The 25,676-nt window shown below is 64.1% G+C and carries 24 protein-coding genes; 12 read left to right on the top strand and 12 right to left on the bottom strand.

Annotated elements, in window-relative coordinates:
• Positions 1–4 precede the first annotated feature (4 nt).
• Complete coding sequence (locus BM269_RS00895; protein WP_090434618.1) at positions 5–565, top strand: DUF1444 family protein; 561 nt, start codon at positions 5–7, stop codon at positions 563–565.
• A 59-nt stretch (positions 566–624) separates the two neighbouring features.
• On the opposite strand, the gene BM269_RS00890 is transcribed toward BM269_RS00895, so the two are convergent.
• On the bottom strand, positions 625–927 hold the full coding sequence (locus BM269_RS00890) for a c-type cytochrome (RefSeq protein ID WP_211482645.1): 303 nt from the start codon (positions 925–927) through the stop codon (positions 625–627).
• Positions 928–1,095: 168 nt separating this feature from the next.
• On the opposite strand from BM269_RS00890, the gene dnaE reads away from it, so the two are divergent.
• The 4 genes from dnaE to BM269_RS00870 are packed head-to-tail and all read left to right on the top strand — an operon-like array spanning position 1,096 to position 7,668.
• Positions 1,096–4,632 (top strand): DNA polymerase III subunit alpha, encoded by a 3,537-nt coding sequence (gene dnaE / locus BM269_RS00885; protein WP_090434613.1) that lies wholly within the window; start codon positions 1,096–1,098, stop codon positions 4,630–4,632.
• Positions 4,633–4,665: 33 nt separating this feature from the next.
• Positions 4,666–6,186 carry an MBOAT family O-acyltransferase gene (locus BM269_RS00880; protein ID WP_090434610.1) on the top strand — a complete coding sequence of 507 codons (1,521 nt, stop codon included), beginning with the start codon at positions 4,666–4,668 and terminating at the stop codon, positions 6,184–6,186.
• Between the two features lie 2 nt (positions 6,187–6,188).
• Positions 6,189–7,403 (top strand): hypothetical protein, encoded by a 1,215-nt coding sequence (locus BM269_RS00875; RefSeq protein ID WP_090434608.1) that lies wholly within the window; start codon positions 6,189–6,191, stop codon positions 7,401–7,403.
• A gap of 1 nt (position 7,404) precedes the next feature.
• On the top strand, positions 7,405–7,668 hold the full coding sequence (locus BM269_RS00870; protein WP_090434606.1) for a KTSC domain-containing protein: 264 nt from the start codon (positions 7,405–7,407) through the stop codon (positions 7,666–7,668).
• A gap of 77 nt (positions 7,669–7,745) precedes the next feature.
• On the opposite strand, the gene BM269_RS00865 is transcribed toward BM269_RS00870, so the two are convergent.
• Positions 7,746–7,976: a DUF6139 family protein gene (locus BM269_RS00865; RefSeq protein ID WP_055931772.1), complete on the bottom strand. Its 231-nt coding sequence runs from the start codon at positions 7,974–7,976 to the stop codon at positions 7,746–7,748.
• A 180-nt stretch (positions 7,977–8,156) separates the two neighbouring features.
• Between BM269_RS00865 and BM269_RS00860 the strand changes: the two genes are divergently transcribed.
• Positions 8,157–9,716 (top strand): ATP-binding protein, encoded by a 1,560-nt coding sequence (locus BM269_RS00860; protein WP_090435559.1) that lies wholly within the window; start codon positions 8,157–8,159, stop codon positions 9,714–9,716.
• Positions 9,717–9,718: 2 nt separating this feature from the next.
• A complete protein-coding gene (locus BM269_RS00855) occupies positions 9,719–10,318 on the top strand; it encodes a response regulator transcription factor (RefSeq protein WP_229204447.1) in 600 nt (199 codons plus the stop codon).
• Here the strand turns inward: BM269_RS00855 and BM269_RS00850 are convergent.
• The gene (locus BM269_RS00850; protein WP_090434600.1) at positions 10,315–11,148 is read right to left on the bottom strand and encodes a glycosyltransferase family 2 protein; all 834 of its coding nucleotides are present in this window, start codon (positions 11,146–11,148) and stop codon (positions 10,315–10,317) included. The two genes, BM269_RS00855 and BM269_RS00850, sit on opposite strands and share 4 nt — an antisense overlap.
• A 108-nt stretch (positions 11,149–11,256) precedes the next feature.
• Between BM269_RS00850 and waaF the strand changes: the two genes are divergently transcribed.
• The 3 genes from waaF (at position 11,257) to BM269_RS00835 (ending at position 13,467) form a co-directional block, all read left to right on the top strand.
• Complete coding sequence (waaF, locus tag BM269_RS00845; RefSeq protein ID WP_090434594.1) at positions 11,257–12,276, top strand: lipopolysaccharide heptosyltransferase II; 1,020 nt, start codon at positions 11,257–11,259, stop codon at positions 12,274–12,276.
• Between the two features lie 15 nt (positions 12,277–12,291).
• Positions 12,292–12,975, top strand: a complete 684-nt coding sequence (locus BM269_RS00840) for an alpha/beta fold hydrolase (protein ID WP_090434592.1) — start codon at positions 12,292–12,294, stop codon at positions 12,973–12,975.
• A gap of 114 nt (positions 12,976–13,089) precedes the next feature.
• Complete coding sequence (locus tag BM269_RS00835) at positions 13,090–13,467, top strand: hypothetical protein (protein WP_139232641.1); 378 nt, start codon at positions 13,090–13,092, stop codon at positions 13,465–13,467.
• A gap of 23 nt (positions 13,468–13,490) precedes the next feature.
• Here BM269_RS00835 and BM269_RS00830 read toward each other — a convergent pair whose 3' ends face one another.
• Positions 13,491–15,026 carry a methyl-accepting chemotaxis protein gene (locus tag BM269_RS00830; RefSeq protein ID WP_090434587.1) on the bottom strand — a complete coding sequence of 512 codons (1,536 nt, stop codon included), beginning with the start codon at positions 15,024–15,026 and terminating at the stop codon, positions 13,491–13,493.
• Positions 15,027–15,194: 168 nt separating this feature from the next.
• Here BM269_RS00830 and BM269_RS00825 point away from each other — a divergent pair, with 168 nt between their 5' ends.
• Positions 15,195–15,965, top strand: coding sequence for a substrate-binding periplasmic protein (locus tag BM269_RS00825; RefSeq protein WP_139232640.1), 771 nt, complete (start codon positions 15,195–15,197; stop codon positions 15,963–15,965).
• Here the strand turns inward: BM269_RS00825 and rng are convergent.
• The 8 genes from rng to BM269_RS00785 all read right to left on the bottom strand — a co-directional run bounded on the left by rng (position 15,952) and on the right by BM269_RS00785 (position 22,918).
• A complete protein-coding gene (rng, locus tag BM269_RS00820; RefSeq protein ID WP_090434580.1) occupies positions 15,952–17,418 on the bottom strand; it encodes a ribonuclease G in 1,467 nt (488 codons plus the stop codon). The genes BM269_RS00825 and rng overlap by 14 nt on opposite strands.
• Entirely contained in the window at positions 17,418–18,038 is a 621-nt protein-coding gene (locus tag BM269_RS00815; protein WP_090434577.1) for a Maf family protein, read from the bottom strand. Before BM269_RS00815 ends, rng begins: the two co-directional genes overlap by 1 nt.
• Positions 18,039–18,053: 15 nt before the next feature.
• A complete protein-coding gene (gene rlmH, locus BM269_RS00810) occupies positions 18,054–18,524 on the bottom strand; it encodes a 23S rRNA (pseudouridine(1915)-N(3))-methyltransferase RlmH (RefSeq protein ID WP_090434574.1) in 471 nt (156 codons plus the stop codon).
• A complete protein-coding gene (rsfS, locus tag BM269_RS00805; protein WP_090434571.1) occupies positions 18,525–19,232 on the bottom strand; it encodes a ribosome silencing factor in 708 nt (235 codons plus the stop codon). It abuts the gene before it with no gap.
• Positions 19,233–19,235: 3 nt separating this feature from the next.
• On the bottom strand, positions 19,236–19,883 hold the full coding sequence (locus tag BM269_RS00800; RefSeq protein WP_229204446.1) for a nicotinate-nucleotide adenylyltransferase: 648 nt from the start codon (positions 19,881–19,883) through the stop codon (positions 19,236–19,238).
• Positions 19,880–20,791: an oxygen-dependent coproporphyrinogen oxidase gene (gene hemF / locus BM269_RS00795; RefSeq protein ID WP_090434565.1), complete on the bottom strand. Its 912-nt coding sequence runs from the start codon at positions 20,789–20,791 to the stop codon at positions 19,880–19,882. The genes BM269_RS00800 and hemF overlap by 4 nt, the downstream gene beginning before the upstream one ends.
• A gap of 124 nt (positions 20,792–20,915) precedes the next feature.
• Positions 20,916–22,187 carry a phosphoribosylamine--glycine ligase gene (purD, locus tag BM269_RS00790; protein WP_090434562.1) on the bottom strand — a complete coding sequence of 424 codons (1,272 nt, stop codon included), beginning with the start codon at positions 22,185–22,187 and terminating at the stop codon, positions 20,916–20,918.
• A 5-nt stretch (positions 22,188–22,192) separates the two neighbouring features.
• Positions 22,193–22,918 carry a YebC/PmpR family DNA-binding transcriptional regulator gene (locus BM269_RS00785; RefSeq protein WP_057259822.1) on the bottom strand — a complete coding sequence of 242 codons (726 nt, stop codon included), beginning with the start codon at positions 22,916–22,918 and terminating at the stop codon, positions 22,193–22,195.
• A 200-nt stretch (positions 22,919–23,118) separates the two neighbouring features.
• On the opposite strand from BM269_RS00785, the gene BM269_RS00780 reads away from it, so the two are divergent.
• Positions 23,119–25,602, top strand: coding sequence for an alkaline phosphatase D family protein (locus tag BM269_RS00780; protein ID WP_090434559.1), 2,484 nt, complete (start codon positions 23,119–23,121; stop codon positions 25,600–25,602).
• The last annotated feature ends 74 nt before the right edge of the window (positions 25,603–25,676 follow it).

Below are 25,676 nucleotides of genomic sequence, written 5' to 3'. Positions count from 1 at the left end.
CTCAATGAAAGATGGCGCAGCATTCAATCCAACGTACGATTTCCTGACGCGTGCCGTGGCATACCTGAAAAGCACGGTCGAAGCAGATGGCGAGGCAGCGCTTGCCTTGCCAGAATCCGATAGCCCGGTATTGCGCCCGGTGGGTTGCGGCCTGATGGCGGCGTATGTCGTCGATGAACCGGAAGGCCTGGTCTACGTACAGCATCGCCATCTGGCTGAAGGCGGCATGGACGCGGCGCAGTTGCACCGCTCGGCCATCGCCAACCTGGACCAGCTGTGCAGCCAGCAGATGCGGGTCGAGCAGCATGGGCCGATCTTCGGCGTATTCGTCGATGGCAATTTCGAGGCCAGCATGTTCCTGCTGCAGGCGCTATGGCAGCGCGACCTGGCGGACCTGGTCGACGAAGGCTTCATGGTCGCTGTGCCGGCCCGCGACATCCTGGCGTTCTGCGACATGGCCTCGGAGGAGGGCGTCGCCACGCTGAAGGAAATGGTGGAGCGCGTCCAGCAGAACGGAGATCACCTGATCAGCGGGAACACCTTCCGCATCCGCAAACCCGCATGACGGCATTGCGCCTTTCACTGCCAGCGCTACGCGCGGTGGAAGGCCGCCCCGGTTAGTGCTTACTTCTGCGCCAGGACCCAGCGCACCAGTTGGTGTGCTTCGGCGTCGGTCACCTGGTTCGGCGGCATCGGAACCGCACCCCAGACACCGGAGCCGCCCTGCAGCACTTTCAGCACCAGCTTGTCTTCAGCGCCCTTGTCGCTTTTGTATTTGGCCGCGACATCCTTGAACGAAGGTCCCACCAGCTTCTTGGCCATGGCGTGGCAGGCGAAGCAGCTCTTCGATTTGGCCAACTGCTCAGGTTCTTCCGCATAGGCCGCCAGCGAGGCGGTCATCAGCAGGGCGGCAGCAACAATTTTCATCTTCATCTCCAAGGGTGGATTTGCTAAAGGTGATTCTAGCCGCGCCATGCGGCCATAACGCGCTCATTTGTAACAATTATGGCGCGTATCCGCCCGTCGACGAATAGCAGTCCAGTCAGCTCAGGCGTTAAAATAGGGGGATATTCGACTTAACATCCCGCCCGCCCCATGAGCATTGAAGCAATCGACCAGCCAGTAGACGCCACGCCAGCCGCAGGGCCCGTGGGACCGCAATTCGTCCACCTGCGCGTGCATACGGAATACTCGATTGTCGACGGCCTGGTGCGCTACGACGACATGATCAAGAAGGCGGTGAAGGACGGCCAGGGTGCCCTGGCCATCACCGACCTGGCCAATATGTTCGCCATGGTGCGCTTCTACAAGGCGGCGCGCGGCAAGGGCATCAAACCTATCGTCGGCGTCGATACCTGGATCACCAACGACGAGAACCGCGACAAACCGCACCGCATTATGCTGTTCGCGAAGAACCGCATGGGCTACCTGCAGTTGTGCGAGCTGCTGTCGGAAGCGTGGTTGAACAACCAGTGGAAGGGCCGCGCGGAGATCCGCACCGAATGGCTGCGCGACTTGCCGAACAAGCAGTATCCGCTGCTGCCGGACGAAGATCCGCGCAATTGCCTGATCGCCTTGTCCGGCGCCCATTTCGGCGACATCGGCCAGGCCATCGAGAACGGCAACCTGGAACTGGCGGAAGCCAACGCCCGCAAGTGGGCGGAGATTTTCCCGAACGGCCATTTCTACGTCGAGATCCAGCGCGCCGGCCAGGCCAACCAGGAAGTGCAGGTGCGCCAGTCGGTGGCGATTGCCGCCAGGCTTGGCCTGCCGGTGGTGGCCACGCACCCGGTGCAGTTCCTGTCGCAGGACGAATTCATCGCCCACGAGGCGCGCGTCTGTATCGCGGAAGGCGAAATGCTGGCCAACGCCAAGCGCGTCAAGCGCTTCAACGAGCAAATGCGCTTCCTGACCCAGGCGGAGATGGCCGAGCTGTTCCACGACCTGCCTGCCGCGCTGCAAAACTCGGTGGAAATCGCCAAGCGCTGCAACCTGTCGCTGGTGCTGGGCAAGCCGCAGCTGCCGAACTTCCCGACGCCGGGCATGACCATCGACGAGTTCCTGGTCTCGGAAACCACCAAGGGGCTGGAGGAGCGCCTGATCCAGCTGTTCCCCGACCCGGAGAAGCGTGAGAAGGAGCGCCCGCGCTACGAGGCGCGACTGAAGTTCGAGAACGACACCATCATCAAGATGAAGTTCCCGGGCTACTTCCTGATCGTTGCGGAGTTTATCCAGTGGGGCAAGAATAACGGCGTGCCGATCGGGCCGGGCCGTGGTTCCGGTGCGGGCTCGCTGGTGGCCTACGCGCTGAAGATTACCGACCTGGATCCGCTGAAGTACAACCTGCTGTTCGAGCGTTTCCTGAACCCGGAGCGGGTATCGATGCCCGACTTCGATATTGACTTCTGCCAGGAAAAGCGCGAGCTGGTGATCCAGCACGTGAAGGACCTGTACGGCCGCGAGGCGGTGTCGCAGATCGCCACCTTCGGTACCATGGCGGCCAAGGGCGCGATCCGCGACGTGGGCCGCGTGATGGACTTCGGCTATATGTTCTGCGACGGTGTGTCCAAGCTGATCCCGTTCAAGCCGGGCAAGCCGGTCTCGATTGCGGAGGCGATCGAGGAAGAACCGCTGCTGAAAGAGCGCCAGGAAAACGAAGAAGAAGTACGCCAACTGCTCGATCTCGCGCAGCAGGTGGAGGGCATCACCCGTAACATCGGCATGCACGCCGGCGGCGTCCTGATCGCGCCGGGCAAGCTGACCGACTTCTGTCCGCTGTACACCCAGTCCGGCGATACCGGCGTGGTGTCGCAGTTCGACAAGGACGACGTGGAGGCCATCGGCCTGGTGAAGTTCGACTTCCTGGGCTTGACCACGCTCACCATCCTGGATCGCGCCGTCAACTACATCAAGGACCTCGATCCTGAGCTGGCCGAGTTCGACCTGGCCAAGCTGCCGTTGAACGACCGCCCGACCTACGAGCTGCTGACCAAGGCGAAAACCGTCGCCGTGTTCCAGCTTGAATCGCGCGGCATGCAGGGCATGCTGAAAGATGCGCGTCCGGACCGTTTCGAAGACATTATCGCGCTGGTGGCGCTGTACCGTCCGGGCCCGATGGACCTGATTCCGGACTTCTGCAAGCGTAAGCACGGCGAGAAGTTCGACTACCCCGATCCCCGCACCGAGGGCATCCTGTCCGAAACCTACGGCATCATGGTTTACCAGGAACAGGTTATGCAGATGGCGCAGATCATCGGCGGCTACTCGCTGGGCGGCGCGGACATGCTGCGCCGTGCGATGGGTAAGAAAAAAGCCGAGGAGATGGCGGAGCATCGCGAGTTGTTCCGCAAGGGCGCGCAAGAGGGGGGGCTGACCGTCGAAAAGGCCGACGAGATCTTCGACTTGATGGAGAAGTTCGCCGGCTACGGCTTCAACAAATCGCACGCGGCGGCGTATGCGCTGCTGTCGTACCACACCGCCTACCTCAAGCATCACCACACCGCAGCGTTCATGGCAGCCAACATGTCGCTGGCCATGGACGATACCGAGAAGGTCAAGATCCTGGTCGAAGACTCGATCGACGTCTGCGGCCTGACCATCCTGCCGCCGGACGTCAACCAGTCGGCGTACCATTTCCGTCCGGATGGGGAGCCTGGCAAGAAGGCCACCAGGATCCGCTACGGCCTGGGTGGCGTGAAGGGCGCGGGCCAGAACGCGATCGAGGCGATCATCGCAGCGCGCACCAGCGGCGGCCCGTTCACCAGCCTGTTCGACTTCTGCAAGCGCGTGGACAAGAAGCAGATGAACCGCCGCACCATCGAAGCCCTGATCCGCGCCGGCGCGTTTGACGGCTTTGGCGTCGATCGCGCGGTGCTGTTTGCCTCGGTCAGCTTCGCCATGGAATACGCGGACCAGGAAGCCAAGTCGGCCAACCAGGTCAGCCTGTTCGGGGGCGACGATTCCGACCTGGTGGCGCCGCCGGATTATGTACAGGCCACGCCCTGGACCGACCGCGAAAAGCTGGCGGAAGAGAAGATTGCGCTGGGCTACTACCTGTCCGGCCACATGTTCGACTCTTACCAGCAGGAAGCGCGCCGCTTCGCGCGCACCAAGTTGTCCGAGCTCGAACCTTCGCGCGAACCGCGCATGATGTGCGGCGTGATTTCCGGCATCCGCACCCAGATGACCCAGCGCGGCAAGCTGCTGATCGTCACGCTGGACGACAAGACCGCCGTGGTCGAAGTCACCGTCTACAACGAAGTCTTTGAACCGAACAAGCATATGTTCAAGGAAGACGAGTTCCTGTGCGTGACGGGCAAGGTGTCGGAGGACCGCTTCTCGGGCGGCCTGCGCATTTCGGCGGAAAAGGTCTACAACATCACCGCGGCCCGCATCCAGTTCGGCCGCCAGATCGGCTTGGCGCTGCCCAAGGCCGTAGCGCCGGCCAGGCTGGCGGAAATTCTCGGCCCGCACCGCGACGAATACGGCTTGCCGCTGTCGATGCGCGTCAAGCCGCAGGGCATCGACTGCGTGTTGCAACTTGGCGACGATTGGCGCGTGGCGCCGTCCGATGCACTGAAAATCGCACTGGAACAGGGCTTGGGAGCGCAGGAAGTAGCGATCGAGTATTGATGTGTTATTGCATGGGTGATAACATTTTCACCCATGCTATTCAATTCATTCAGCTTCCTGCTAGGCTTTTTACCGGTCACCCTGATCGGCTATTTCCTGCTTGCGCGCCGTGACCCGGCGTGGGGCGTGGCGTGGCTGGCGCTGGCCTCCCTGTTCTTCTACGGCTGGTGGGACGTGCGCTACGTGCCGCTGCTGCTTGGCTCCATCGTCGCCAACTATGGCTGCGCGCAAGCCATTCGGCGCGCCCAGGGCCGGGCGCGCAACTGGTGGCTGGGCGGCGCCGTCGCAGCCAACCTGCTGCTGCTTGGCTACTACAAGTACGCCAATTTCTTCTACACCAGCCTGACCGGCCAGCATGCCGACGTGCTGCAGGTGGTGCTGCCGATCGGCATCTCGTTCTTCACCTTCACCCAGATTGCCTTCCTGGTCGACACGGCGCGCGGCTTCGTGCAGGAAGGGCGCTTTATCCACTACCTGCTGTTCGTCACCTACTTCCCGCACCTGGTGGCCGGGCCGGTGCTGCACCACAAGGAAATGATGCCGCAGTTCGCCGACCCGCGGAACGCATTGCCGCGCGCCGAAAACTTCTCGGTCGGCGCCACCATCTTCATCATAGGCCTGGCCAAGAAAACGCTGCTGGCCGATACGCTGGCGCCGTACGCCAACGCGCTGTTTGCCGCGCCTGGCGAGCCGACGCTCCTGATGGCGTGGGGCGGGGTGCTGGCGTACTCCTTCCAGCTGTATTTCGATTTTTCCGGTTACTCGGACATGGCGATCGGCCTGTCGCGCATGTTCGGCGTGCACCTGCCGCTGAACTTCAATTCGCCCTACAGATCGCGCAATATCGTCGACTTCTGGCGGCGCTGGCATATGACCTTGTCGCGCTTCCTGCGCGATTACCTGTACATTCCGCTGGGCGGCAACCGTCACGGTGCCGCGCGCGCCGAGGTCAACCTGATGGTGACCATGCTATTGGGCGGCCTGTGGCACGGCGCCAGCTGGAATTTCGTGTTGTGGGGCGGGCTGCACGGCGTCTACCTGGTCATCGCCCACGCCTGGCAGATGTTCAAGGCGCGCCTGGGTTGGCAGGGCGGCGGCCGGGCCGGTGCAGTCGCAGCCTGGGCGCTGACCTTCATTGCGGTGGCTTATGCCTGGGTCTTTTTCCGCGCGGCGGACCTGCCTTCTGCCCTGCGCATCGTGGCCGGCATGTCGGGCCAATATGGCGTGGCATTGCCCGATGCCATCGGCGCCCGCCTGGGCGGGCTGCGGGAGGCGCTGGCGCCGCTGGGAATCAAGTGGTCGCTGGGCGGCGCCACCCAGTTCATCGAAACCTGGTGCTGGGTGGTGTTGGCCGCGCTGGTGGCCTTCTGCGCCCCCAATACACAGCAGATCATGCATCGCTTCGAGCCCGCCCTGGACCATGACGGCACGGCGGCGCCGGCGCGCCTGGCCTGGCTGCCGGCGCCGCGTCCCGCACTGGCGGCCGGCATGCTGGCCGTGCTTTGCCTGCTGGCCCTGTCGCGGCCGAGCGAATTCCTTTATTTCCAGTTCTGACCATGTCTAACGCCTCGCACCATCATTACCTGCGCAAATTGGGCCTGGCCATGCTGGCGGGGGTGCTGCTGGTGGCCAGCGTGGTGGTGCTGGCCGACCCCTATGGCCTGTACGGCGTGGTGCGCAAAGCCGGCCTGAATGCGGAGAAGCCGGTGCCGCAGCACTTCCGCAACGAGATCAAGCTGACCGGGGCCAGGCGCCTGGGGGCCACCCAGTTTCTGGTTGGCAATTCGCGGGTGGAAGTGGGCTTCGATCCGGACAGCCCGCTGCTGGGCGGCGGCGCGTATAACCTGGGGTTGGCGGGAACCGGCACCATGGTGGCGGTCGGGCAGTTGCGCTATCTGCGCAGCCTGGGCGTGACGCCTGCGCGCGTGATTGCCGGCGTCGACTTCCATGATGCCTTGCTGGCGCCGGGCCAGCGCGGCGGCGCGCGCCGGCCGCCGGTGGCGGGAGCGGCCAAACTGGGCTGGCGCGTGGAGAGCCTGTTCTCGCTGGCCGCCTTGCGCGATGCGGCAACCACCTTCGCCATGCAGGGCGACCGCGAGGCCGAGACGATGACCGAGCGCGGGCTGAATCCCTTGAACCAGTACGTCAAATTCGTGCGCTACGACGGCTATTACAAGATCTTCCGCCAGCGTGCGGAAGAGAACGCGGCTTCGCTGGTAAAGAAAGCGCGAGGCGGCCTAGACCGCGAAGGTCTACGGACAGAATTGCGCGCCCTGGTCGACGCCGCGGCGAGCGATAATCCCGGTGTCGACGTGCACCTGATGGTGTACGCTTACCATGCACAGTTGCTGGCGCTGTATGAGGCCAGCGGCATGTGGCCGCGCTTCGAGGAATGGAAGCGCATCGTCCTGGAAGAAGCCGAGGCCGCGCGCACCCGCTACCCGGATGCACGCATCGCGGTGCATGACTTCAGCGGTTTCGGCGAATTCAACTGCGAGGCCATTCCGGGGCCGAACGAGAAGGGCACAACCCAGTGGTATTGGGAGGCAGGGCACCAGAAGCCTGCGCTGGGCGAGGAAATGATGCGGCGCATGCTGGCCGGCGCACCGGAGAATGGCTTCGGCATGGCGCTGTCCTTGCAGAACCTGGAACAGGATCGGCGGCGTATTGCCGCCGAGCGCGCCGCTTGCGCTGCGGCGCAGCCGGCCCTGTTCGCGGAAGCACAAGAACTGGTGGCGCGCGCGGCGCGCCGCCTGGAACAGGAGCGATGAAATGGACATGAAACGCATCAACGCAGGCAAGCTGCGCGCCATCGGCTACGACGAGCGGGCACGCATGCTGCGCGTCGAGTTCGACGACGGCAGCGCCATCGACTATGAAGGCGTGGGCCGCGACGTCTGGCAACGCCTGTCCACCTCGGGCAGCGCGTGGAGCTTTTATCGCGACAACATCGAGGAAGAATTCACCGGCCGCAAAGGACGCGCCACGCCACAGGCGGGAACGCGCCCCGCCGGACTTGACGACCTATTCGGTTGAAAGTCGGGGTCAGCTCTGGCAACAGGACATTTTGCGCGCAAAATGTCCTGTTGCCAGAGCTGACCCCGACTTTCGAATTACATGTCTTTCAATCCGGTGATGGCGTAGCCTTTGCTGCCCATCTGCTGGGTCAGCCGGTCGATGTGGTAATCAGGCAGGCCTTGCACATCATCATCGACTTCCAGCGATTGCTCGGCTGGCAGCCAGTCGGTGTTGATGGCTTCCTGTGGGATGGGTTTGCCCTCGGGCACGGCGAGGTAGGAAAAAATGCCGTCATGTTCGGCACGGCGGTAGATATCCAGGCGCATCTTCATCTCCCTTCAACTAGTCCTACGCACAGGCTGGCGTAACGCTTTGATTCTACTCCGCTTGGATGGCCGTGGCCATGCAAGTTTGCTGGGCCAGCGAACTCCCGGCCGTAAAGTTAACCTGGATCAACAACCTGGCGCGCCGGATGATTGCTTTGGTTCAATGATATAGTGGGCTTCATGCGCTTTCCGTTTTTGCTGCCGGCCACCGGATTCTTCGCCGCCTACCTGCTGTTCGACTGGATCACCTATGTCGAGCCGCTGCTTGGCCTGAACATCACCCCCTGGAACCCCGACACCGCACTGGGCCTGGTGTTCTGGCTGGTGTATGGCCGGCGCGCGGCGCTGCCCTGGTACGCGGCCCTGGTGGCGGGTGACGTGCTGGTGCGCGGCTTGCCGGGCGGCCTGGCCGGCACCCTGCTGACCGCTGCCTGGCTGACTTGCGGCTACGGCCTGCTGGGCGAGTGCCTGCGCCGGGCCTTGGGCGGCGGCACCATTTTCAGTTCGCGTACCAGTTTCTACCGCTGGCTGATGATTGTGGCCGCCGGCACCATGCTGAACGCGGTCGGCCATATCAGCCTGTTGGCCTGGCTCGGGCTGGTGCCCTGGGCCGATTGGCTGCGCGCCGTCTGGCGCTTCGGCTTCGGCGATATGGTGGGGGTGGTGGTCAGCATGCCGCTGCTTTGGAAACTGGTCAACCCGCAGGACCGGGCGCGCCTGCGCGAAGCGGCCTGGAAGCCGGAAACCGTGGGCTACCTGGCGCTGGCGATCTTCGTGTTGTGGGCGGTGTTCGGCTACATCATGACGGCCGAGTTCAAGCACTTCTATTTCCTGTTCCTGCCGCTGATCTGGGCCGCTTCGCGTCAGGGCGTGCATGGCGCGGCGCTGGTGGTGTTCGTGCTGCAGCTGGCCATCGTGGCCCTGGTCAGGGCCAACCACGCCGATAACATCACCGTGTCCGAGCTGCAGATGCTCGATGCGGTGCTGGCGCTGGTGGGTTTCTTCATCGGTATCGTGGTCGATGAACGGCGCCAGGTGGCGGAGGAATTGAAGCAGACCTTGCGCCTGGCCGCAGCCGGTGAAATGGCCGCTGCGCTGGCGCATGAACTGAACCAGCCGATGACGGCGCTGGCGGTGTACGGCAAGGCATGCGAGCACCTGCTGGCACGCGGCGAGGCGGGTGACTTGCTGAAAAATGCGATCGGTCAGATGATCAATGAATCGGCGCGCGCGGCGGAAGTGGTGCGCCGCCTGCGCGACTTCTTCCGCACCGGCGCCATGCAACTGGAGTCGGTCGGCGCCGCCACCCTGCAGGCCGGCATCGTCCAGCAATTCCGGCCGCAGTTCGCCGAGCACGGGGTGCAAGTCAGCGTCGCCGAAGCGCCGGCGCTGGCAGTGCAGGTCGATCGCCTGCAGGTGGAACTGGTGCTGCGCAACCTGTTGGCCAATGCCCTGGATGCGGTGCGCATGCGTCCCGCAGGGCAGCGCAGCATCAGCCTTATGGCGGAGAACATCGGTGGCAAGCTGCGCTTCACGGTGGAAGACAGCGGCGACGGCCTGACGCAGCAAGCGGCAGGGCGCCTGTTCGAGCCGTTCGTGTCGACCAAGGCCAGCGGCATGGGCCTGGGACTGGTGCTGAGCCGTTCCATCGTGGAGGCGCACGGCGGAACTTTATGGGCGGAAGTTGCCGATCACGGCATCTTTCGATTTATACTGCCGGCGCTGGACTCTGGAGAATAGCCTTGTCAAACCTTACCGTTTTCATCGTCGACGATGATCCCTCGCTGCGCGATGCCCTTGGCCTGCTGCTGGCCGTGCGCGGCTACCGCACCGCCGTTTTTGCCAGCGCCGAAGCCTTCCTGCAGGCCTGGCTGCCCGAATGGGCCGGCTGCCTGGTGGCCGACATCCGCATGGACGGCATGGACGGGCTGACCTTGCAACGCAAGCTGAACGAGATGAATTGCCTGCTGCCGGTGATCATCGTGACCGGCCATGGCGACGTCAGTTCGGCGCGCGAAGCGTTCAAGGCGCGCGCCGTCGATTTCCTGGAAAAGCCGTTTGACGACGACAAGCTGATTGCCGCCATTGAGGAAGCGTTCTCGATGCAGTTGCGCCAGCGCCAGGACCAGGACCGCCGCCAGCAGCGCGACCAGCTGTTGGGCGAGCTGACCCCGCGCGAGCGCGAGGTGTTCGAACTGGTGGTCATGGGGCGCCACAATCGCGAAATCGCGCCACAGCTGAACATCAGCGTGCGCACTGTGGAAGTGCACAAGGCGCGCCTGATGGCCAAGCTCGGCGTGGATAACGTCGCCGACCTGGTGCGCGTCGCCTTGCGCGATTAGGCAGCGCTAGCGCGCAGCTCGCGCAGGCCGGCGACGGCTTGCGTGGTCTTGTCCTCGGCCCGCTTCAGCACCACCGAGCGGTTGCTCGATTCCTGGTCGCGCTTCGCTTCGCGGTGCCAGAGGTGATACACCTCGGTGGCGAAAGCGCCGCTCTTGCGCATGACACCGGCGTTGAACAGGCGCACCACCAGGTCGGAATCTTCATGGCCCCAGCCGGTGAAACTTTCGTCGAAACCGTTCACCAGGTCCAGGTCGCTGCGCCAGACCGCCATATTGCAGCTCTTGATGCGGCGCCAGGTAAAGCGCTTGCTTTCGCGCCCCAGGTCCGGCAAGGTCAGCATCGTCTGCAGGAATTTATTGGCGCTGCCGGCCAGGTACAGCTTGAACTTTTCCATCGCGCCCAGGCGCTGGATGTCGAGGTGCTGCTCCAGCAGGCGGCGCGTATAGGTTTCGCTGAGCAGCACCCGGCTGCCGGTCACCACGTGGCCGCGCTTGGACAGGCGCCGGTGGTTGGCGACGAAGTCTTTCTGCGGCACGCAGTCGCCATCGATGAAGATGATGTATTCGCCTTGCGCCGCCAGGGTACCCAGGTTGCGCGCCCGCGCGGCGCGAAAGCCGATATCTTCCTGCCACACATGCTTCATCGGCACCGGCGAGCGCGCCAACAGGGCCGCTACGGTTTCCCGTGTGTTGTTGGCCGATCCGTCATCGGCGATAATGATCTCGAAGTTGTTGTCGTCCTGCGCAAAACAGGCCTCCACCACGGCCGACAGGGCGTCCGGACGATTGTATGTGGTGATAATTAACGAGATGGTTGAAGCTTGTGGCATGGATGCTAAAAAATTAATAAAAACGGCCGTCCTGCTGGCGGGCGCCAATCCGGCAGTATACCAGCGCTGGATCACCGGTAGCGCTTGCGCCGCGCAGGAGGGGCGTCAATGAGGACCCTGGTGATCTCTCCCAACTGGATTGGCGACGCCGTGATGGCGCAGCCGCTGCTGCAGCGCCTGAAAACGCTGCAGCCTGAGCGCCCGATCGACGTGCTGGCGCCGCCGGCAGTGTCGCCGATCTGGCGCCAGATGCCGGAAGTGGCCGAAGTCCTGGAAACGCCGTTCCGCCATGGCGCCCTGCAGTTGAAGGAGCGCTGGCGCTTTGCGCGCCTGCTGCGCCGGCGCGGTTATGCCGAAGCCTATATCCTGCCAAATACCCTGAAATTCGCCCTGATCCCGTGGCTGGCCGGTATTCCGCGCCGCGTCGGCTACAAGGGCGAGAGCCGCTATGGGCTGATCAACGTCATGCACCATGACGACACCCCGCCGCGCCCGATGGTGCCGTTCTATGCCGCACTGGCCGCCGCGCCGTCGGCGCCGCTGGATGGCAGCCTGCCGAAGCCGCGCATGGCCGCCAGTGACGCGCAGGTGGCCGCTGCCTGCGCCAAGGCCGGCCTGGACCCGGCGCGCCCGCTGGTGGTGTTTGCGCCGGGCGCCGAATTCGGCGGCGCCAAACGCTGGCCGCCTGCACATTTCGGCCAACTGGCGCAGCACATCCTGGCGCGCGACCCGCAAGCCCAGGTTGCGCTGCTCGGTTCGCCCAAGGACGGCCCCAGCTGCGATGAAGTGATTGCCGCTGCCGGCGCGCCCGCTGGCCTGGTCAGCCTGGCCGGCAAGACCAGCCTGTCCGATGCCGTGGCCCTGATTGCCCGCTCGGCGGCCGTGGTGAGCAACGACTCCGGACTGCTGCACGTGGCTTCCGCCCTGAACCGGCCGGTGATCGCCATTTACGGCCCGACCGACCCCGATCACGCGCCGCCATTCTCCGACCTGGCGGCCTCGATCTCGCTGCGCCTGGAATGCTCGCCGTGCCGCCAGCGCGAATGCCCGCTTGGCCACCAGAACTGCATGCACGGCATCAGCGCCGGCCAGGTATGGCAGACGCTGGAGCCGATGCTGGGCCGCTGAAGGCAGGCAAGGGCGATGGCGCCACTGGTCCTGATTCCGGGCTATATGCTGGACGACGCCTTATGGGATGGCATGCTGCCGTTCCTGCCGCCCGCACTCGCGCTGCATTTCGCCAGCCTGGCCGAAGGCGATTCCATCGCCGCCATGGCGCAGGCCGTGCTGGCCCGTTGCCCGCCACAATTCAACTTGCTTGGCTTCTCGATGGGCGGCTATGTCGCGCGTGAAATCGTGCGGCTCGCCCCCGAACGCGTACTGTCGCTGGCGCTGGTCGCCACGTCCAGCCGGGCCGACTTGCCGCTGCAGGTAGAGCAGCGCAGCAAGGCGGCCCGCGCCACGCCGCTGGGCGCCTTCCGCGGCCTGGGGCGCGCCGCCATCGCGCAATCGCTGCATCCGGATCATTGCGCCAACGAAGCGTTGCTTGCACAGGTGCGCCTGATGGGCGAACGCCTGGGCCGCGAAGTCTTTGTGCGCCAGTCATTGATCGTGCGCGATGCCGATACCGGGCGCCTGTCCGGCATCCAGTGTCCAACGCTGGTGGTCGCGGCAGCCGAGGACCGCTTGCGCAGCCCCGAAGAGGCACGCGAACTGGCTGACGGCATTCCCGGCGCAAAGCTGGTGACGGTGGCCAATGCGGGCCACCTGATTCCCCTCGAGCAGCCGCAGGCGCTGGCCGGCCTTCTGCCGGTGATTTTTCGATAGCATATTATCGAAAGCTTAAGGCTATACTCGGCCGTCATGGGCTATCACATCTCCATTCTGCGTACGCATTCGAATCCGATTTTGATGGAGGACGTGCGGCTGGCAATCAGCCGGATGTCCGACCGTCTCGCGTTCGACCAGGATGCGCAACCGGACCCGCAGGTGTACCAGCCGGCGAGGGGCGACGAGAGCGAAATCATGTTGCTGGAGGACGGGGAGTTGTGGGCCAAGAACCCGAGCGAGGAATTCCTCGGCCTGATGATTGAACTGGCCGGCCTGCTGGGCGCCCGGGCGCGCGGCGATGAATTCGAAACCTATCGCTCGCTGGACGAAACCTACCACCATCCCGACGACAGGGAGCTGATTGCGCAAGCGGCGGAGCGCTCGCGCAAGCTGGCCAGCGAAGTGCGGCGCAAGGACTGGATGGTGCGCATCGCGACGGTCGGCGTAGCGGCATTGATCGGTTGGAGCTACGCCCGTTTCATCAAATGACCGGGCCGCAGCTGGAGTAACGGTCACGCCAGCTTGAAGCGGCCGACCTGGCCGGTCAGGCGGCCTGCCTGGTCCTGCATGGCGCTGGCCGCCGCTGCCGCCTGCTCCACCAGCGCGGCATTCTGCTGCGTCACATTATCGAGCTGTACGATTGCCTGGTTGACCTGTTCGATGCCCACCGTCTGCTCGCTGCTGGCCGACGCGATCTCCGACATGATGGAGGTGACGCGCTGGATGCTGGCCACCACTTCATCCATGGTGCTGCCGGCCTGGTTCACCAGCGCACTGCCAGCCTGCACCTGCTGCACCGTGTTGTTGATCAACTCCTTGATTTCGCCTGCCGCTTGCGCGCTGCGCTGCGCCAGGCTGCGCACCTCGCTCGCCACTACGGCAAAGCCGCGCCCCTGTTCACCGGCGCGCGCCGCTTCCACTGCGGCGTTCAGCGCCAGGATATTGGTCTGGAAAGCGATGCCGTCGATGACTGCGATGATGTCCACGATCTTGGTCGACGCCGCATTGATCGAACCCATGGTGTGAACCACCTCGCTCACCACGCTGCCGCCGCGTGCTGCCACATCGGAGGCGGTGGCCGCCAGCTCGCGCGCCGTGCGCGCGTTGTCGGCATTGGTGCGAACTGCGGAAGTCAGTTCTTCCATTGACGATGCGGTCTGTTCCAGCGTGCTGGCCTGGTGTTCGGTGCGCGCCGACAGGTCATGGTTGCCGGAGGCGATCTGCTGCGATGCGGTGGCGATGCTTTCCGTGCCATGCCGCACTTCGCTGACGATGCCGGCCAGGCTGTCGTTCATCGACTTCAGGGCTTTCAGCAATTGGCCCGCCTCGTCCTCGCCGTGCGCCTCGATGCGGCGGCTCAAGTCGCCATCGGCCACGGTCTGGGCAATGTGAACCGCTTCATTGAGAGGCTTGACGATGGAGTGGGTGGTCAGCCAGGCAAAGCCCACGCCCAGGGCGACCGCCGCCACGCCCAGCATGACCAGCAGGTTGCGGCCACTGCGGTTGCTGGCCTGGATGTCGGCGGCCAGCGCATCCAGGTTGCGGTGCTCGGCATCGGTGACTTCATCGAGCGCGCCCAGGTAGCTCACGCGGCGCGCTTCCATGTCGACGAACAGGCGCTGCGCGGTTTGCATATCGCCGTCCGCCTTGGCTTTGTAGACAGCCTTGCGCTGGTCGACATAGGCCTTGCGGTTTTCCAGCACTTTTTCGTAGGCGCTGCGGGAGGCGGGGGTGCTCAGGAGCTTGGCCAGCAAGTCCTGGATTTCGGTGGCGCGGCCAGAGGCGGCCTTCATCTGCGCTTCGATGGATTTCTGCTGTTCCGGGTCCGCGACCATGTACGCCGCCGTGGTGCGCGCCGCATTCACTTCGACCACCTTCTGCCACTCGGCCACCAGGCGCTCGTTGCGCACGTTATCGGCAACCAGCGCCTCGGTTTTCACGCTGGCGCTGTGCAAACGCATGATGCCGACCACCGTCATCGTGGCCAGCAGCACCAGGACAACTGCAAAAGCCAAACCAAGACGCGCCCCGATTTTCAGGTTCTTCATGGCGATATTCCCCAGTTTTCGTCACAGCAGGTTGCTGTCGTTTGTTTCACGATGGTAACGCCAAATCGACGCTGCTTCAGCAAGAAAATTGTCACAAGACAAATCGAAACATTTATACCTGCAAGGCAACTTCAACGCTGCTTGCGTTTTATGGGCTAGCATAGGGGCATGCCAAGACTGTTTCGTACCGGCTTGCTGCTGTTGCTGGCGTGCCCCATCTGGGGCGCGGCTGCCACCTATACGGCCTACAACACCTATCTTCATCCACCGTTCGTGCGGCAGGACGGGGACGGGCTTGCGGCGGAATTGGTGCGGGCCCTGAATCGCCACATGGGCGACGACCAGTTCGTGCTGGAGAACGTGCCGCGCGCCCGCTTCCTTGCGATGGCGGGACAGGGGCGCAAACGGATCGATGGCATTGCACTGTTCCTGTCGCCGACTTTCCTCAAGGAGCCGCTGGCCAGCCGCTACGGTTGGAGCGCGCCTTTGTTCGCCGACCATAATGTGCTGGTGTTCAAGGCCGGGAGTGTCCCCGCCGGCCCGATGCCGGCCTCGCTGCGCGGAATGCGGTTTGGCGCCGTGCGCGGCCACGTCTACCGCTTCCTGGGCGACATGGGCCGCCGCGGGGAACTGCACGTCGACGAAGTGGGGGATGAAATGAACAACCTGCGCAAGCTGATCGCCGGCCGCATTGATTTTACGGTGGTGAACCGCCTGCATTTTCGCGCGCTGGCGGAGAACTCGTCCGAATTGCAGCAACTGGTGGCGACGCCGGAACCGGGCGGCGATTTCCTGCGCCATGTCCTGCTGTCGCCGCGCTTGCCGTCCGGTACGGCGCAGCGCGTGGCGGCCGCTGTACACGCGCTGCAGCACGATCAGGCGTGGCAAGCCACCCTGGTGCGCTACGGCGCCGCGCCAGCCAGGCCTACATCAGGATGACGTCGTACTGTTCCTGGTGGTAGCTGGTTTCGACTTGCAGCGAGATTTTCTTGCCGATGAAGTCGCCCAGCATCGCCAGGTGCTGCGATTCCTCCTCGAGGAACAGGTCGACCACTTCCTGCGAGGCGAGGATGCGGAATTCGCGCGGATTGAACTGCTTGGCTTCGCGCAGCAGCTCGCGCAGGATTTCATAGCAGATGGTGCGCGAGGTCTTGACCTGGCCCTTGCCCTCGCAGGCCGGGCAGGGCTCGCACAGGATGTGGGCCAGCGATTCGCGCGTGCGCTTGCGCGTCATTTCCACCAGTCCCAGCGCCGAGAAGCCCGACACCGACACCTTGGTGCGGTCGCGCGCCAGGGCTTTCTTCAGTTCCGCCAGCACGGCGTTGCGGTGCTCGTTGTTCTCCATGTCGATGAAGTCGAGGATGATGATGCCGCCCAGGTTGCGCAGGCGCAGTTGGCGCGCAATCGCGTGCGCCGCTTCCAGGTTGGTCTTGAAGATGGTGTCGGCAAAATTGCGGCCGCCGACGAAACCGCCGGTGTTGACGTCGATGGTCGTCATGGCTTCGGTCTGGTCGACGATCAGGTAGCCGCCGGACTTGAGGTCGACGCGGCGCCCCAGTGCGCGATGGATCTCCTCTTCCACGCCGTACAGGTCGAACAGCGGGCGTTCGCCGGTGTAGTGCTGCAAGCGCGACAGCACGGACGGCGTATACACGCGGCCGAACTCCGTCAGCGCCACGAAATTCTCGCGCGAATCGACCTGGATGGTCGCTGTCTCGTCGTGCACGAAGTCGCGCAGCACGCGCTGCGCCAGGTTCAGGTCCTGGTGCAGCAGGGAGGTCGGCGGGCGGGTGCGCGCGCCGTGGCAGATCGCGCCCCAGGTCTTGCGCAGGTATTCGATGTCGGCCTGCAGGTCGCTGTCCGAGGCGTCTTCCGCCTGGGTGCGCACGATGTAGCCGCCTTTTTCGTCTTCCGGCAGCAGGCCTTGCATGCGTGCGCGCAGCGCTTCGCGGTCGGCTTCCTTCTCGATCTTCTGCGAGATGCCGATATGGCCGTCCTGCGGCAGGTAGACCAGCATGCGCCCGGCGATGGAAATCTGGGTCGACAGGCGCGCGCCCTTGGTGCCGATCGGGTCCTTGATCACCTGCACGGTCAGCACCTGGCCGTCGAACAGCAGTTTCTCGATCGGGGTCGGGGTGGCGTTCTGGGCGCCGTCATGCGGGCGCGCTTCCCAGATATCGGCCACGTGCAGGAAGGCTGCGCGTTCCAGGCCGATATCGATGAAGGCTGACTGCATGCCGGGCAGCACCCGCACTACTTTGCCGGAATAGACGTTGCCCGCCAGGCCGCGCGTCAGCGTACGCTCGATGTGCAGTTCCTGCACGGCGCCCTGCACGATGAGGGCGACGCGGGTTTCCTGCGGGGTGATATTTATGAGGATGTCTTCGTTCATCAGGGGAGTTTCAATCCTGCCTGGCGCAGCAATTGCGCCGTTTCGTACAGCGGCAGGCCCATGATGCCGGAGTGGCTGCCTTGGATATGTTCAACGAACAGGGCGGCCAGGCCCTGGATGCCATAGCCGCCGGCCTTGTCGTAAGGCTCGGTGGTGGCGCAGTATGTCTTGATCTCGGCCTCCGTCAGCTTGCCGAAGCGGACATCGGAGACCTGGGTGATATGGCCGGAAAAATCTTGCGAATGCACGGCCACCGAGGTCAGGACCTGGTGGGTGCGGCCCGACAGCTTGTGCAGCATGTCGGTGGCTTCGCGCACATTGGCCGGCTTGCCGAGGATGTCGCCGTCGATGGTGACGGTGGTGTCGGCGGCCAGGATCGGGCGCAGGATCAGGCGGCGGCGCTGGATCATGTCCCAGGCGAAATCGGCTTTTTCCTGGGCCACGCGGCCGACATAGGCCAACGGCTCTTCGCCGGCATGCACGTTTTCGCTCACGTCCGGCCCGCGCGGACCGTCGTTGCGCAGCAATAGCAATTCAAAGTCCACGCCGATCTGGCGCAACAATTCGCGCCGGCGTGGACTCTTGGAAGCCAGGTAGATCTTCTTTTCGACCAGTTTCATCGTTTGCCTTAAGGGTTAGACACGATGATAAGGGTGGTTTTGTGTAATTGTCCACGCCCGGTACAACTGTTCGGCCAACATGACGCGCACCATGCCATGCGGCAGGGTCAGGCTGGACAGGCGAAGCATGCCTTCCGCCTTGGCCTTCAGCCCCGGATCGAGGCCGTCGGCGCCGCCGATCAGGAAGGCGGTATCGCGGCCATCCTGCTGCCAGGCTTCCAGTTGCTGGGACAAGCCCACGCTGGTCAGGTCCTTGCCGCGTTCATCGAGGGCGATGATGCGCACCGATTTCGGCAAGGCCGCCTCGATGCGCTCCCGTTCCAGGGCCATGGCGGTGGCGGCGGTCTTGCTGCCGGAGCGCTCAACGGGCTTGATTTCCTTCAGCACGATGCGCAGTTCCGGCGGCATGCGCTTCACGTATTCGGTGAAGCCATTCTCGATCCAGGCCGGCATTTTGTGGCCGACCGCAGCGATGATCAGCTGCACTTACTCAGCCGCAGCAGCCTTCTTCAGGCGCTTGATGACGGTCTTGACCGGGGTTGCGGCGGCAGAGGCGGCTTTCTTCTCCTTGGCGGCCTTGGCGGATGCCTCGGCGGTCTTGGTGGAAGCGACCTTCACTTTCTTGCCTTCCGGCGCGACGACCTTCGGCGCCGCCTTCTTGGCGGCGGCTTTCTTCGCTACTGCGCCGGCCGCGGCGGTTGCCTTGGCGGTGCCCGGCTTCTTGGCGGCCGGCTTTTTCTCGATCACCGGTTCGGCGGCTTTGGCAGCCTTGCTGGCAGCCAGGTGGCCGGATTTCTTCGGCGTGGCTTCCTTGGCGGCTGCTTCCTTGCCTTCGGTGGTCGACTTGCGCTTGGCGGCGCCCAGTTTGACCGGCTTTTCACCCCAGATTTCTTCCAGGCGGTAGTAGGCGCGGATCGGCGCCTGCATGATGTGGACGATCATGTCGCCCAGGTCCACCAGCACCCATTCGCCGGTATCTTCACCCTCGATGCCGATCACGTCGCCGCCCGCTTCCTTGACCTTGTCGCGCACCGAGGCGGCCAGGGCCTTGGTCTGGCGGTTGGAGGTACCGGAAGCGATGGCGATGCGGTCAAAGAGGCTGGTCAAGCCGGTGGTGTCGAATACGACGATTTCCTGGCCCTTGACGTCTTCCAGGGCGTCCACGACGAGGGTTTGCAGTTTTTTGATATCCATTATTTAGTTCTTATACAAATTATGTTGTTCAATATAGTCTAGCACTACCGGTGGCAGAAGCGAGTTCGCCCCATCCCCCCGTTGTAATGCAGCACGAATGGCAGTGGCCGAGATGTCGACGGCCAAATCGGCCGCCAGCATGGTCCTGCCCGCCGGGGTGTTCCTGACCTGCTCCGGCGTGGCCAGGCGGCGCTGGAATTCAGCTGCCACCTCGGCCGGCACGTGGGCGTCGTCCAGCTCGAAGCCGGGCCTGGCCGCCACGCAGAAGTGGGCCAGGTCGAACAGGTTGCGCCATTCGTGCCAGGTATTCAGTCGCTGCAGCTGGTCGGCGCCCATCAGGAAGGCCAGCGCTACATCGGGCCCCACGTCGGCGCGGATCGCCCGCAGCGTTTCGATCGTATAGGTGGCGCTGCCGCGCGCCAGTTCCTGCCAGTCGACCGTGACCGGGCAGGGCAGGCCGGTAAAGGCCAAGGTCAGCATCTCCACCCGCTGCTGGGGCGTCGCCACCAGCGCACCCTTTTGCCAGGGCAGGGCTGGAATCACCAGCAGTGCATCGGCGTTCAGCAGTTGGACAAATTGTTTGCCAAGCGCGACGTGGCCGTTGTGCACCGGATCGAAACTGCCTCCCAGCAGTGCGATGCAGCGTTTCACTCGGCCAGCCAGTCGCGGTGCGGCAGGAAGGCGGTATACAGCGCCGCTTCCGCGCTGCCGTCTTCCGGATGCCAGTCGTAGCGCCATTTGACCACCGGCGGCATCGACATCAGGATCGCTTCCGTGCGGCCGCCGGACTGCAGGCCGAACAGGGTGCCGCGGTCGAATACCAGGTTGAATTCGACGTAACGTCCACGCCGGTAGGCCTGGAAATCGCGCTCGCGTTCACCGTATGGCGTGTCCCTGCGGGCTTGCACGATCGGCAGGTAGGCGGCCAGGAACGCGTCGCCCACGCTGCGGGTCATTTCAAAACTCTTCTCGAAGCCGAGCGCGTTGAAGTCATCGAAGAAGATGCCGCCCACGCCGCGCGCTTCCTTGCGGTGCTTCAGGTAGAAGTACTCGTCGCACCATTTCTTGAACTTCGGATGCAGCTCGTCGCCAAATGGCGCCAGCGCATCGCGGCAGGTCGCGTGGAAGTGCTTCGCATCTTCCTGGTTGCCGTAATACGGGGTCAGGTCCATGCCGCCGCCGAACCACCATACGGGCTTGCCCTCGGCAGTGGTGGTGCTGAAGAAGCGCACATTCATGTGCACGGTCGGTGCGTACGGGTTGCGCGGGTGCAGCACCAGGCTCACGCCCATGGCTTCCCACGGCTGGCCGCCCAGCTCCGGACGGTGCGCCGAGGCCGACGGCGGCAGCTTGGCGCCGGTCACGTGGCTGAAATTGCAGCCGCCGCGCTCGAAGACATTGCCTTCCTCGATCAGGCGCGAAATGCCGCCGCCGCCTTCCGGGCGCTCCCACGCATCGCGCAGGAATGGCTTGCCGTCCACATTCTCCAGGGAGGAGATGATGCGGTCTTGCAGGGCTAGCAGCCAGGCTTTGACGTCTTGCGGGTTGGGGGCGGTCATTCTTCTTTTTGCTTTCTCTCTTCAACCGGTAAACCGGTGTCTGACCCGCAGGGTCAGACACCTTGCTACGCGGCGGTCGCGGGCCAAGTGTCAGACCCTGCGGGTCTGACACTGTTTGCCGGTTTTAATGCTTCAGGCCCCGCCAGCCGATATCGCGGCGGAACTGCACGCCTTCGAAGCCGATCTTGTCGACCGCTTCGTATGCCTGCTTTTGCGCCATCTTGATATTGTCGCCCAGGCCCACCACGCACAGTACGCGGCCGCCGGCGGTGACCAGCTTGCCGTCCGCATCGTCGGCGGTTCCGGCGTGGAAGGTGACGGAATCAGGCGTTTCAGCCGGGATGCCGTGGATATGGTCGCCCTTGCGCGGCGCGTCGGGGTAACCGGCGGCTGCCAGCACCACGCCAACGGCAGTGCGGCGGTCCCATTCCAGTTCCACCTGGTCCAGCGTGCCGTTGACGGCATGCTCCATCACGCCCAGCAGGTCGGTCTTCAGGCGCGACATGATCGGCTGGGTCTCAGGATCGCCCATGCGGCAGTTGAATTCCAGCGTCTTCGGGTTGCCGGCAGCGTCGATCATCAGGCCCGCGTACAGGAAGCCGGTGAACTGGATGCCGTCTTTCGCCATGCCCTGGATGGTAGGCATGATGATCTCGCGCATCACGCGCGCATGCATGGCCGGGGTCACGATCGGGGCTGGGGAGTAGGCACCCATGCCGCCGGTGTTCGGGCCCTGGTCGTTGTCCTGCAGGCGCTTGTGGTCTTGCGAGGTGGCCAGCGGCAGCACGTTCTTGCCGTCGCACATGACGATGAAGGAGGCTTCTTCGCCGGCCAGGAATTCTTCGATCACGATGCGCGCGCCGGCGTCGCCGAAAGCGTTATCGGACAGCATGTGGTCGACCGCGCCGTGCGCTTCTTCCAGGGTCATGGCAACCACCACGCCCTTGCCGGCGGCCAGGCCGTCGGCCTTGATCACGATCGGTGCGCCGACTTTGTCGATGAAGGCGTGGGCCGCCCTGGCATCGGCGAAGGTTTCGTATTCGGCGGTCGGGATGCCGTGGCGCTTCATGAAGGCCTTGGCGAAATCCTTGGACGACTCGAGCTGCGCCGCTTCCCTGGTCGGCCCGAATACCTTCAGGCCGCGCGCGCGGAACAGGTTGACGATACCGGCAGCCAGCGGCACTTCCGGGCCGACCACGGTCAGGCCGATGTGCTCTTTCTCGACGAAGGCAGCGAGTTGCTCCAGGTCGGTGATCGGCACGTTTTCCAGGCGCACGTCGCGCGCGGTGCCGCCGTTGCCAGGTGCAACATAGACCATCTGTACGCGTTCCGACTGCGCCAGTTTCCAAGCCAAAGCGTGTTCACGGCCACCCGAGCCGACTACCAGGATCTTCATAAGGATTATTCTTCGATGACAGCGTTGGTATAGATTTCCTGGACGTCGTCCAGGTTTTCCAGTGCATCCAGCAGCTTTTGCATCTTGGCCGCGTCTTCACCGGTGAATACGGTTTCAGTGGCTGGCTTCATGATCACTTCCGCCACTTCCGCCTTGAAGCCGGCCGCTTCCAGCGCGTCTTTCACGCCCGGGAAGTCGTGCGGGCCGCACAGCACTTCGATGCCGCCTTCTTCGTCGGTCACCACATCTTCGGCGCCGGCTTCCAGCGCAGCGTCCATCAGCCTGGCTTCGTCGGTGCCCGGCGCGAACAGGAACTGGCCGGTGTGCTGGAACATGAAGGCCACCGAACCCTCGGTGCCCATATTGCCGCCGTATTTGTTGAATGCATGGCGCACTTCGGCCACGGTACGCACGCGGTTGTCGGTCATGCAGTCCACGATGATGGCTGCGCCGCCGATGCCGTAGCCTTCGTAGCGGACTTCTTCATAGTTGGCGCCGTCGCCGCCACCGGTGCCGCGGGTGATCGCGCGGTTCACGTTGTCCTTCGGCATATTGGCGTCAGCGGCCTTGTCGACTGCCAGGCGCAGGCGCGGATTGGAGTTCAGGTCGCCGCCGCCCATGCGCGCGGCCACCGTGATTTCCTTGATCAGGCGCGTCCAGATTTTGCCGCGTTTCGCGTCCGTTGCAGCCTTTTTATGCTTAATATTGGCCCATTTGCTGTGTCCAGCCATGTTCAATCTTCCTTAGACGGTATCCAATCGAGGGCGACATTCTAGCATACCGGTACCTCTCTGAAATTGTCGCGCCGGCGCGACCAAAAGCGCTTCCACACGCCGTGCCGGCATGTTTAGTAGCTTTCCTCGGGGTTATTTCATCTGCTTGTAAAGTTAATATCGTAGAACAATAACTTTATTAATCATCAAGGAGACTTATGGATCGTCGGCAATTTATTAAATTGGGCGGCTTCATTACTGTATCGGCTGCGACCAGCGGCCTGGCAGGCTGCGGCGGCAGCGATTACACCCCGCCGGCACCCGGCCTGCCGCCCGCGACCGGCGCCAACTGGAAATTCCCGCAAAGCGTCGCCTCCGGCGATCCCCGTGCCGACAGCATCATGCTGTGGACCCGCGTGGTGCCGACCTCGCTGGACGACGTGGCGACCGTCACCGCCAAGAGCGGCGTGACGGTACGCGTGCAGGTCAGCGCGGCCGACAATGCCGCCGCCCTGGGCAGCAACCAGGCCATCGCAGGCACGCTGGTAGTCGACGCCCAGATCGAGCTCAACGCCGATTTCGATAACACGATCCGCCACAAGGTCACCGGCCTGCAGCCGAATACTGTTTACTTCTACCAGTTCAGCGCCGGCGACGTACGCTCCAACGTGGCCCGCTTCAAGACCGCGCCGGCGGCCGATGCCAGCGTGTCGCAACTGCAGTTCGCCTACCTGACCTGCCAGGACTGGAGCATCAACCATTGGGGGGCGCTGGACCATATTGCCAAGAATGAAAAGCTGGACTTCATCGTCCACCTCGGCGACTACATTTACGAGACCGTGGGCGAAGCTTTCCAGGTCGGCTCGGTCGAAGCCCGCCACGGCGCACTGACCCTGCCGGACGGCACCTTCAAGAACGGCAGCTCGGGCGCGAAATACGCCACCACCCTGGCCGACTACCGCTACCTGTATAAGAAGTACCGCACCGATACCCGCCTGCAGGCCGTGCACGAGCGCTTCGCCTTCATCGCGATCTGGGACGACCACGAATTCAGCGACGATTCCTGGGGCGATACCCAGACCTATTCGGAAGGCGAGAAGCACGACACCAACCGCCGCCGCAGCGCCAACCAGGCCTGGTTCGAATTCATGCCGGCCGACGTCACCCTCGACAGCGCCGCTACCGGCTTCCAGAACATCAAGATCTACCGCGACTTCCAGTTTGGCAAGCTGATGCAACTGGTGATGACCGATGAACGCCTGTACCGCGCCGACCACGTGGTGCCGGAGCAGATGGCCAATCCCGCCACCGGCCAGCCGCTGGGCAGCATCGGCGCGCGCTACCTGGTGGCGCAGGACCTGTACAGCGCGGCGGAAGCGCAAAAGGTGGCAGCCGCTGGCGGCAGCGATCCGCTGGCTGCCATCAGCATGCTGGGCGCCACCCAGCGCGACTGGTGGAAGAGCACCATGAAGGCGTCCACCTCGACCTGGAAACTGTGGGGCAATGAAGTATCGCTGCTGCGCATGGGCCTGGGCGGCACCGACGCCATCGCCACCCTGGTGGCATTGCAGGCAGTGGCCAAGCTGGCCACCGACATCGGCACCACGGCTGCCAACTCGACCGGCGGCAATGTGCCGGTGGCCGCTGCGATTGTCGGCGCGATGACCGCCGGCGCCTCGGTTTCCGTCGCGGCGGCTGGCGCGACCGCGATCGGCACATCCGCCGCCGGCGGCGGCGATACCAGTGCGCGCCTGACGGCCGCCGTCGGCGCCGGCCTGACTTCGGTCCAGGCCAGCGTGGCGGTGCTGGCGTTCGGCCAGGCGGAAGCCAAGTCGGGCGCCGTGGCCCAGGCTACCGCAGCGGCGCAAGGCATCGCCATCGGCTACATCAAGCCGGACGTGCAGGCCAACAAGGCGGCATCGGTGTTCGTGGTCGCCTCGGGCCAGGCGGCCGCGCTGGCGCCTTACTTCCGCAAATTCCTGATCAACTGCGACCAGTGGGACGGCTACAACGCCGAGCGCAAGGCGCTGATGTCGCACCTCAAGACCAACAACATCGGCAACGTGGTGGCGCTGACCGGCGACATCCACTCCTTCTTCGCCGGCACCGTCAACGACGATTACGACGCGGCCGGCGGCGGCACGCCGGTCATGGTGGACCTGGTGTCGGCCGGCGTCAGCTCCGATTCCTTCTTCACCTACCTGCGCGAAGCTTCTGCCAGCCTGGGCTCCCTGGGCACGCTGGTGTCCTTGCCCCTGTCGGTGCCAGTGCCGAACGTGGGCACCATCGCGCTGAACGTCAACCTGCTGGACTACACGATGGGCAAGGTGGCGCCGACCGCCGATTCGCTGGCGACTTCGCTGATGATCCAGTTGCGCGGCGCGCTGGGAGCCAAGGGCGTGCCGGAAGCGGTGCTGGACGCCACCATGGACGCGGTGCTGTCGGCCATCAAGGCCGATGCCAATTTCGCCACCCTGGTCGGCCTGGCGCAGCAATTGGCCAGCCTGAACAGCAATCCATGGCTGCGCCACGTGAACACCGACGCGCAGGGCTTCACGGTGGTGACGCTGACCCCGGGCTCGCTGGTCGCCCAGTTCAAGCAGGTCAACAAGCTGGTCGGCGGCAACGCGCCTTCGACCGTGATCGCCAGGGTCACGACCGCCACGGTGAGCGCAGGCCAGGCTGCCGTGGTCGTCTCCTAAGCAGAGGCAAAGGCGGGCGCCTGCCCGCCTTTTTAGCGGCCGCCAGCAAGCCTGGCGGCTTGCCGCTACAATGG

The sequence above is a fragment of the Duganella sp. CF458 genome (assembly GCF_900113115.1).
Lineage (GTDB): Bacteria > Pseudomonadota > Gammaproteobacteria > Burkholderiales > Burkholderiaceae_D > Rugamonas.
This window is presented reverse-complemented; position numbering and strand designations above follow the sequence as displayed.

Coding starts and splice junctions, on each gene's coding strand:
- waaF (WP_090434594.1), top strand. CDS start 11,257: ATGAGGACCCTGGTGATCTCTCCCAACTGGATTGGCGACGCCGTGATG.
- BM269_RS00830 (WP_090434587.1), bottom strand. CDS start 15,026: ATGAAGAACCTGAAAATCGGGGCGCGTCTTGGTTTGGCTTTTGCAGTT.
- BM269_RS00835 (WP_139232641.1), top strand. CDS start 13,090: ATGTCCGACCGTCTCGCGTTCGACCAGGATGCGCAACCGGACCCGCAG.
- BM269_RS00840 (WP_090434592.1), top strand. CDS start 12,292: ATGGCGCCACTGGTCCTGATTCCGGGCTATATGCTGGACGACGCCTTA.
- dnaE (WP_090434613.1), top strand. CDS start 1,096: ATGAGCATTGAAGCAATCGACCAGCCAGTAGACGCCACGCCAGCCGCA.
- BM269_RS00815 (WP_090434577.1), bottom strand. CDS start 18,038: ATGAAACTGGTCGAAAAGAAGATCTACCTGGCTTCCAAGAGTCCACGC.
- BM269_RS00880 (WP_090434610.1), top strand. CDS start 4,666: ATGCTATTCAATTCATTCAGCTTCCTGCTAGGCTTTTTACCGGTCACC.
- hemF (WP_090434565.1), bottom strand. CDS start 20,791: ATGACCGCCCCCAACCCGCAAGACGTCAAAGCCTGGCTGCTAGCCCTG.
- BM269_RS00895 (WP_090434618.1), top strand. CDS start 5: ATGAAAGATGGCGCAGCATTCAATCCAACGTACGATTTCCTGACGCGT.
- BM269_RS00865 (WP_055931772.1), bottom strand. CDS start 7,976: ATGCGCCTGGATATCTACCGCCGTGCCGAACATGACGGCATTTTTTCC.
- BM269_RS00875 (WP_090434608.1), top strand. CDS start 6,189: ATGTCTAACGCCTCGCACCATCATTACCTGCGCAAATTGGGCCTGGCC.
- BM269_RS00860 (WP_090435559.1), top strand. CDS start 8,157: ATGCGCTTTCCGTTTTTGCTGCCGGCCACCGGATTCTTCGCCGCCTAC.
- BM269_RS00825 (WP_139232640.1), top strand. CDS start 15,195: ATGCCAAGACTGTTTCGTACCGGCTTGCTGCTGTTGCTGGCGTGCCCC.
- rsfS (WP_090434571.1), bottom strand. CDS start 19,232: ATGGATATCAAAAAACTGCAAACCCTCGTCGTGGACGCCCTGGAAGAC.
- rng (WP_090434580.1), bottom strand. CDS start 17,418: ATGAACGAAGACATCCTCATAAATATCACCCCGCAGGAAACCCGCGTC.
- BM269_RS00780 (WP_090434559.1), top strand. CDS start 23,119: ATGGATCGTCGGCAATTTATTAAATTGGGCGGCTTCATTACTGTATCG.
- BM269_RS00850 (WP_090434600.1), bottom strand. CDS start 11,148: ATGCCACAAGCTTCAACCATCTCGTTAATTATCACCACATACAATCGT.
- BM269_RS00890 (WP_211482645.1), bottom strand. CDS start 927: ATGAAAATTGTTGCTGCCGCCCTGCTGATGACCGCCTCGCTGGCGGCC.
- BM269_RS00785 (WP_057259822.1), bottom strand. CDS start 22,918: ATGGCTGGACACAGCAAATGGGCCAATATTAAGCATAAAAAGGCTGCA.
- purD (WP_090434562.1), bottom strand. CDS start 22,187: ATGAAGATCCTGGTAGTCGGCTCGGGTGGCCGTGAACACGCTTTGGCT.
- BM269_RS00870 (WP_090434606.1), top strand. CDS start 7,405: ATGGACATGAAACGCATCAACGCAGGCAAGCTGCGCGCCATCGGCTAC.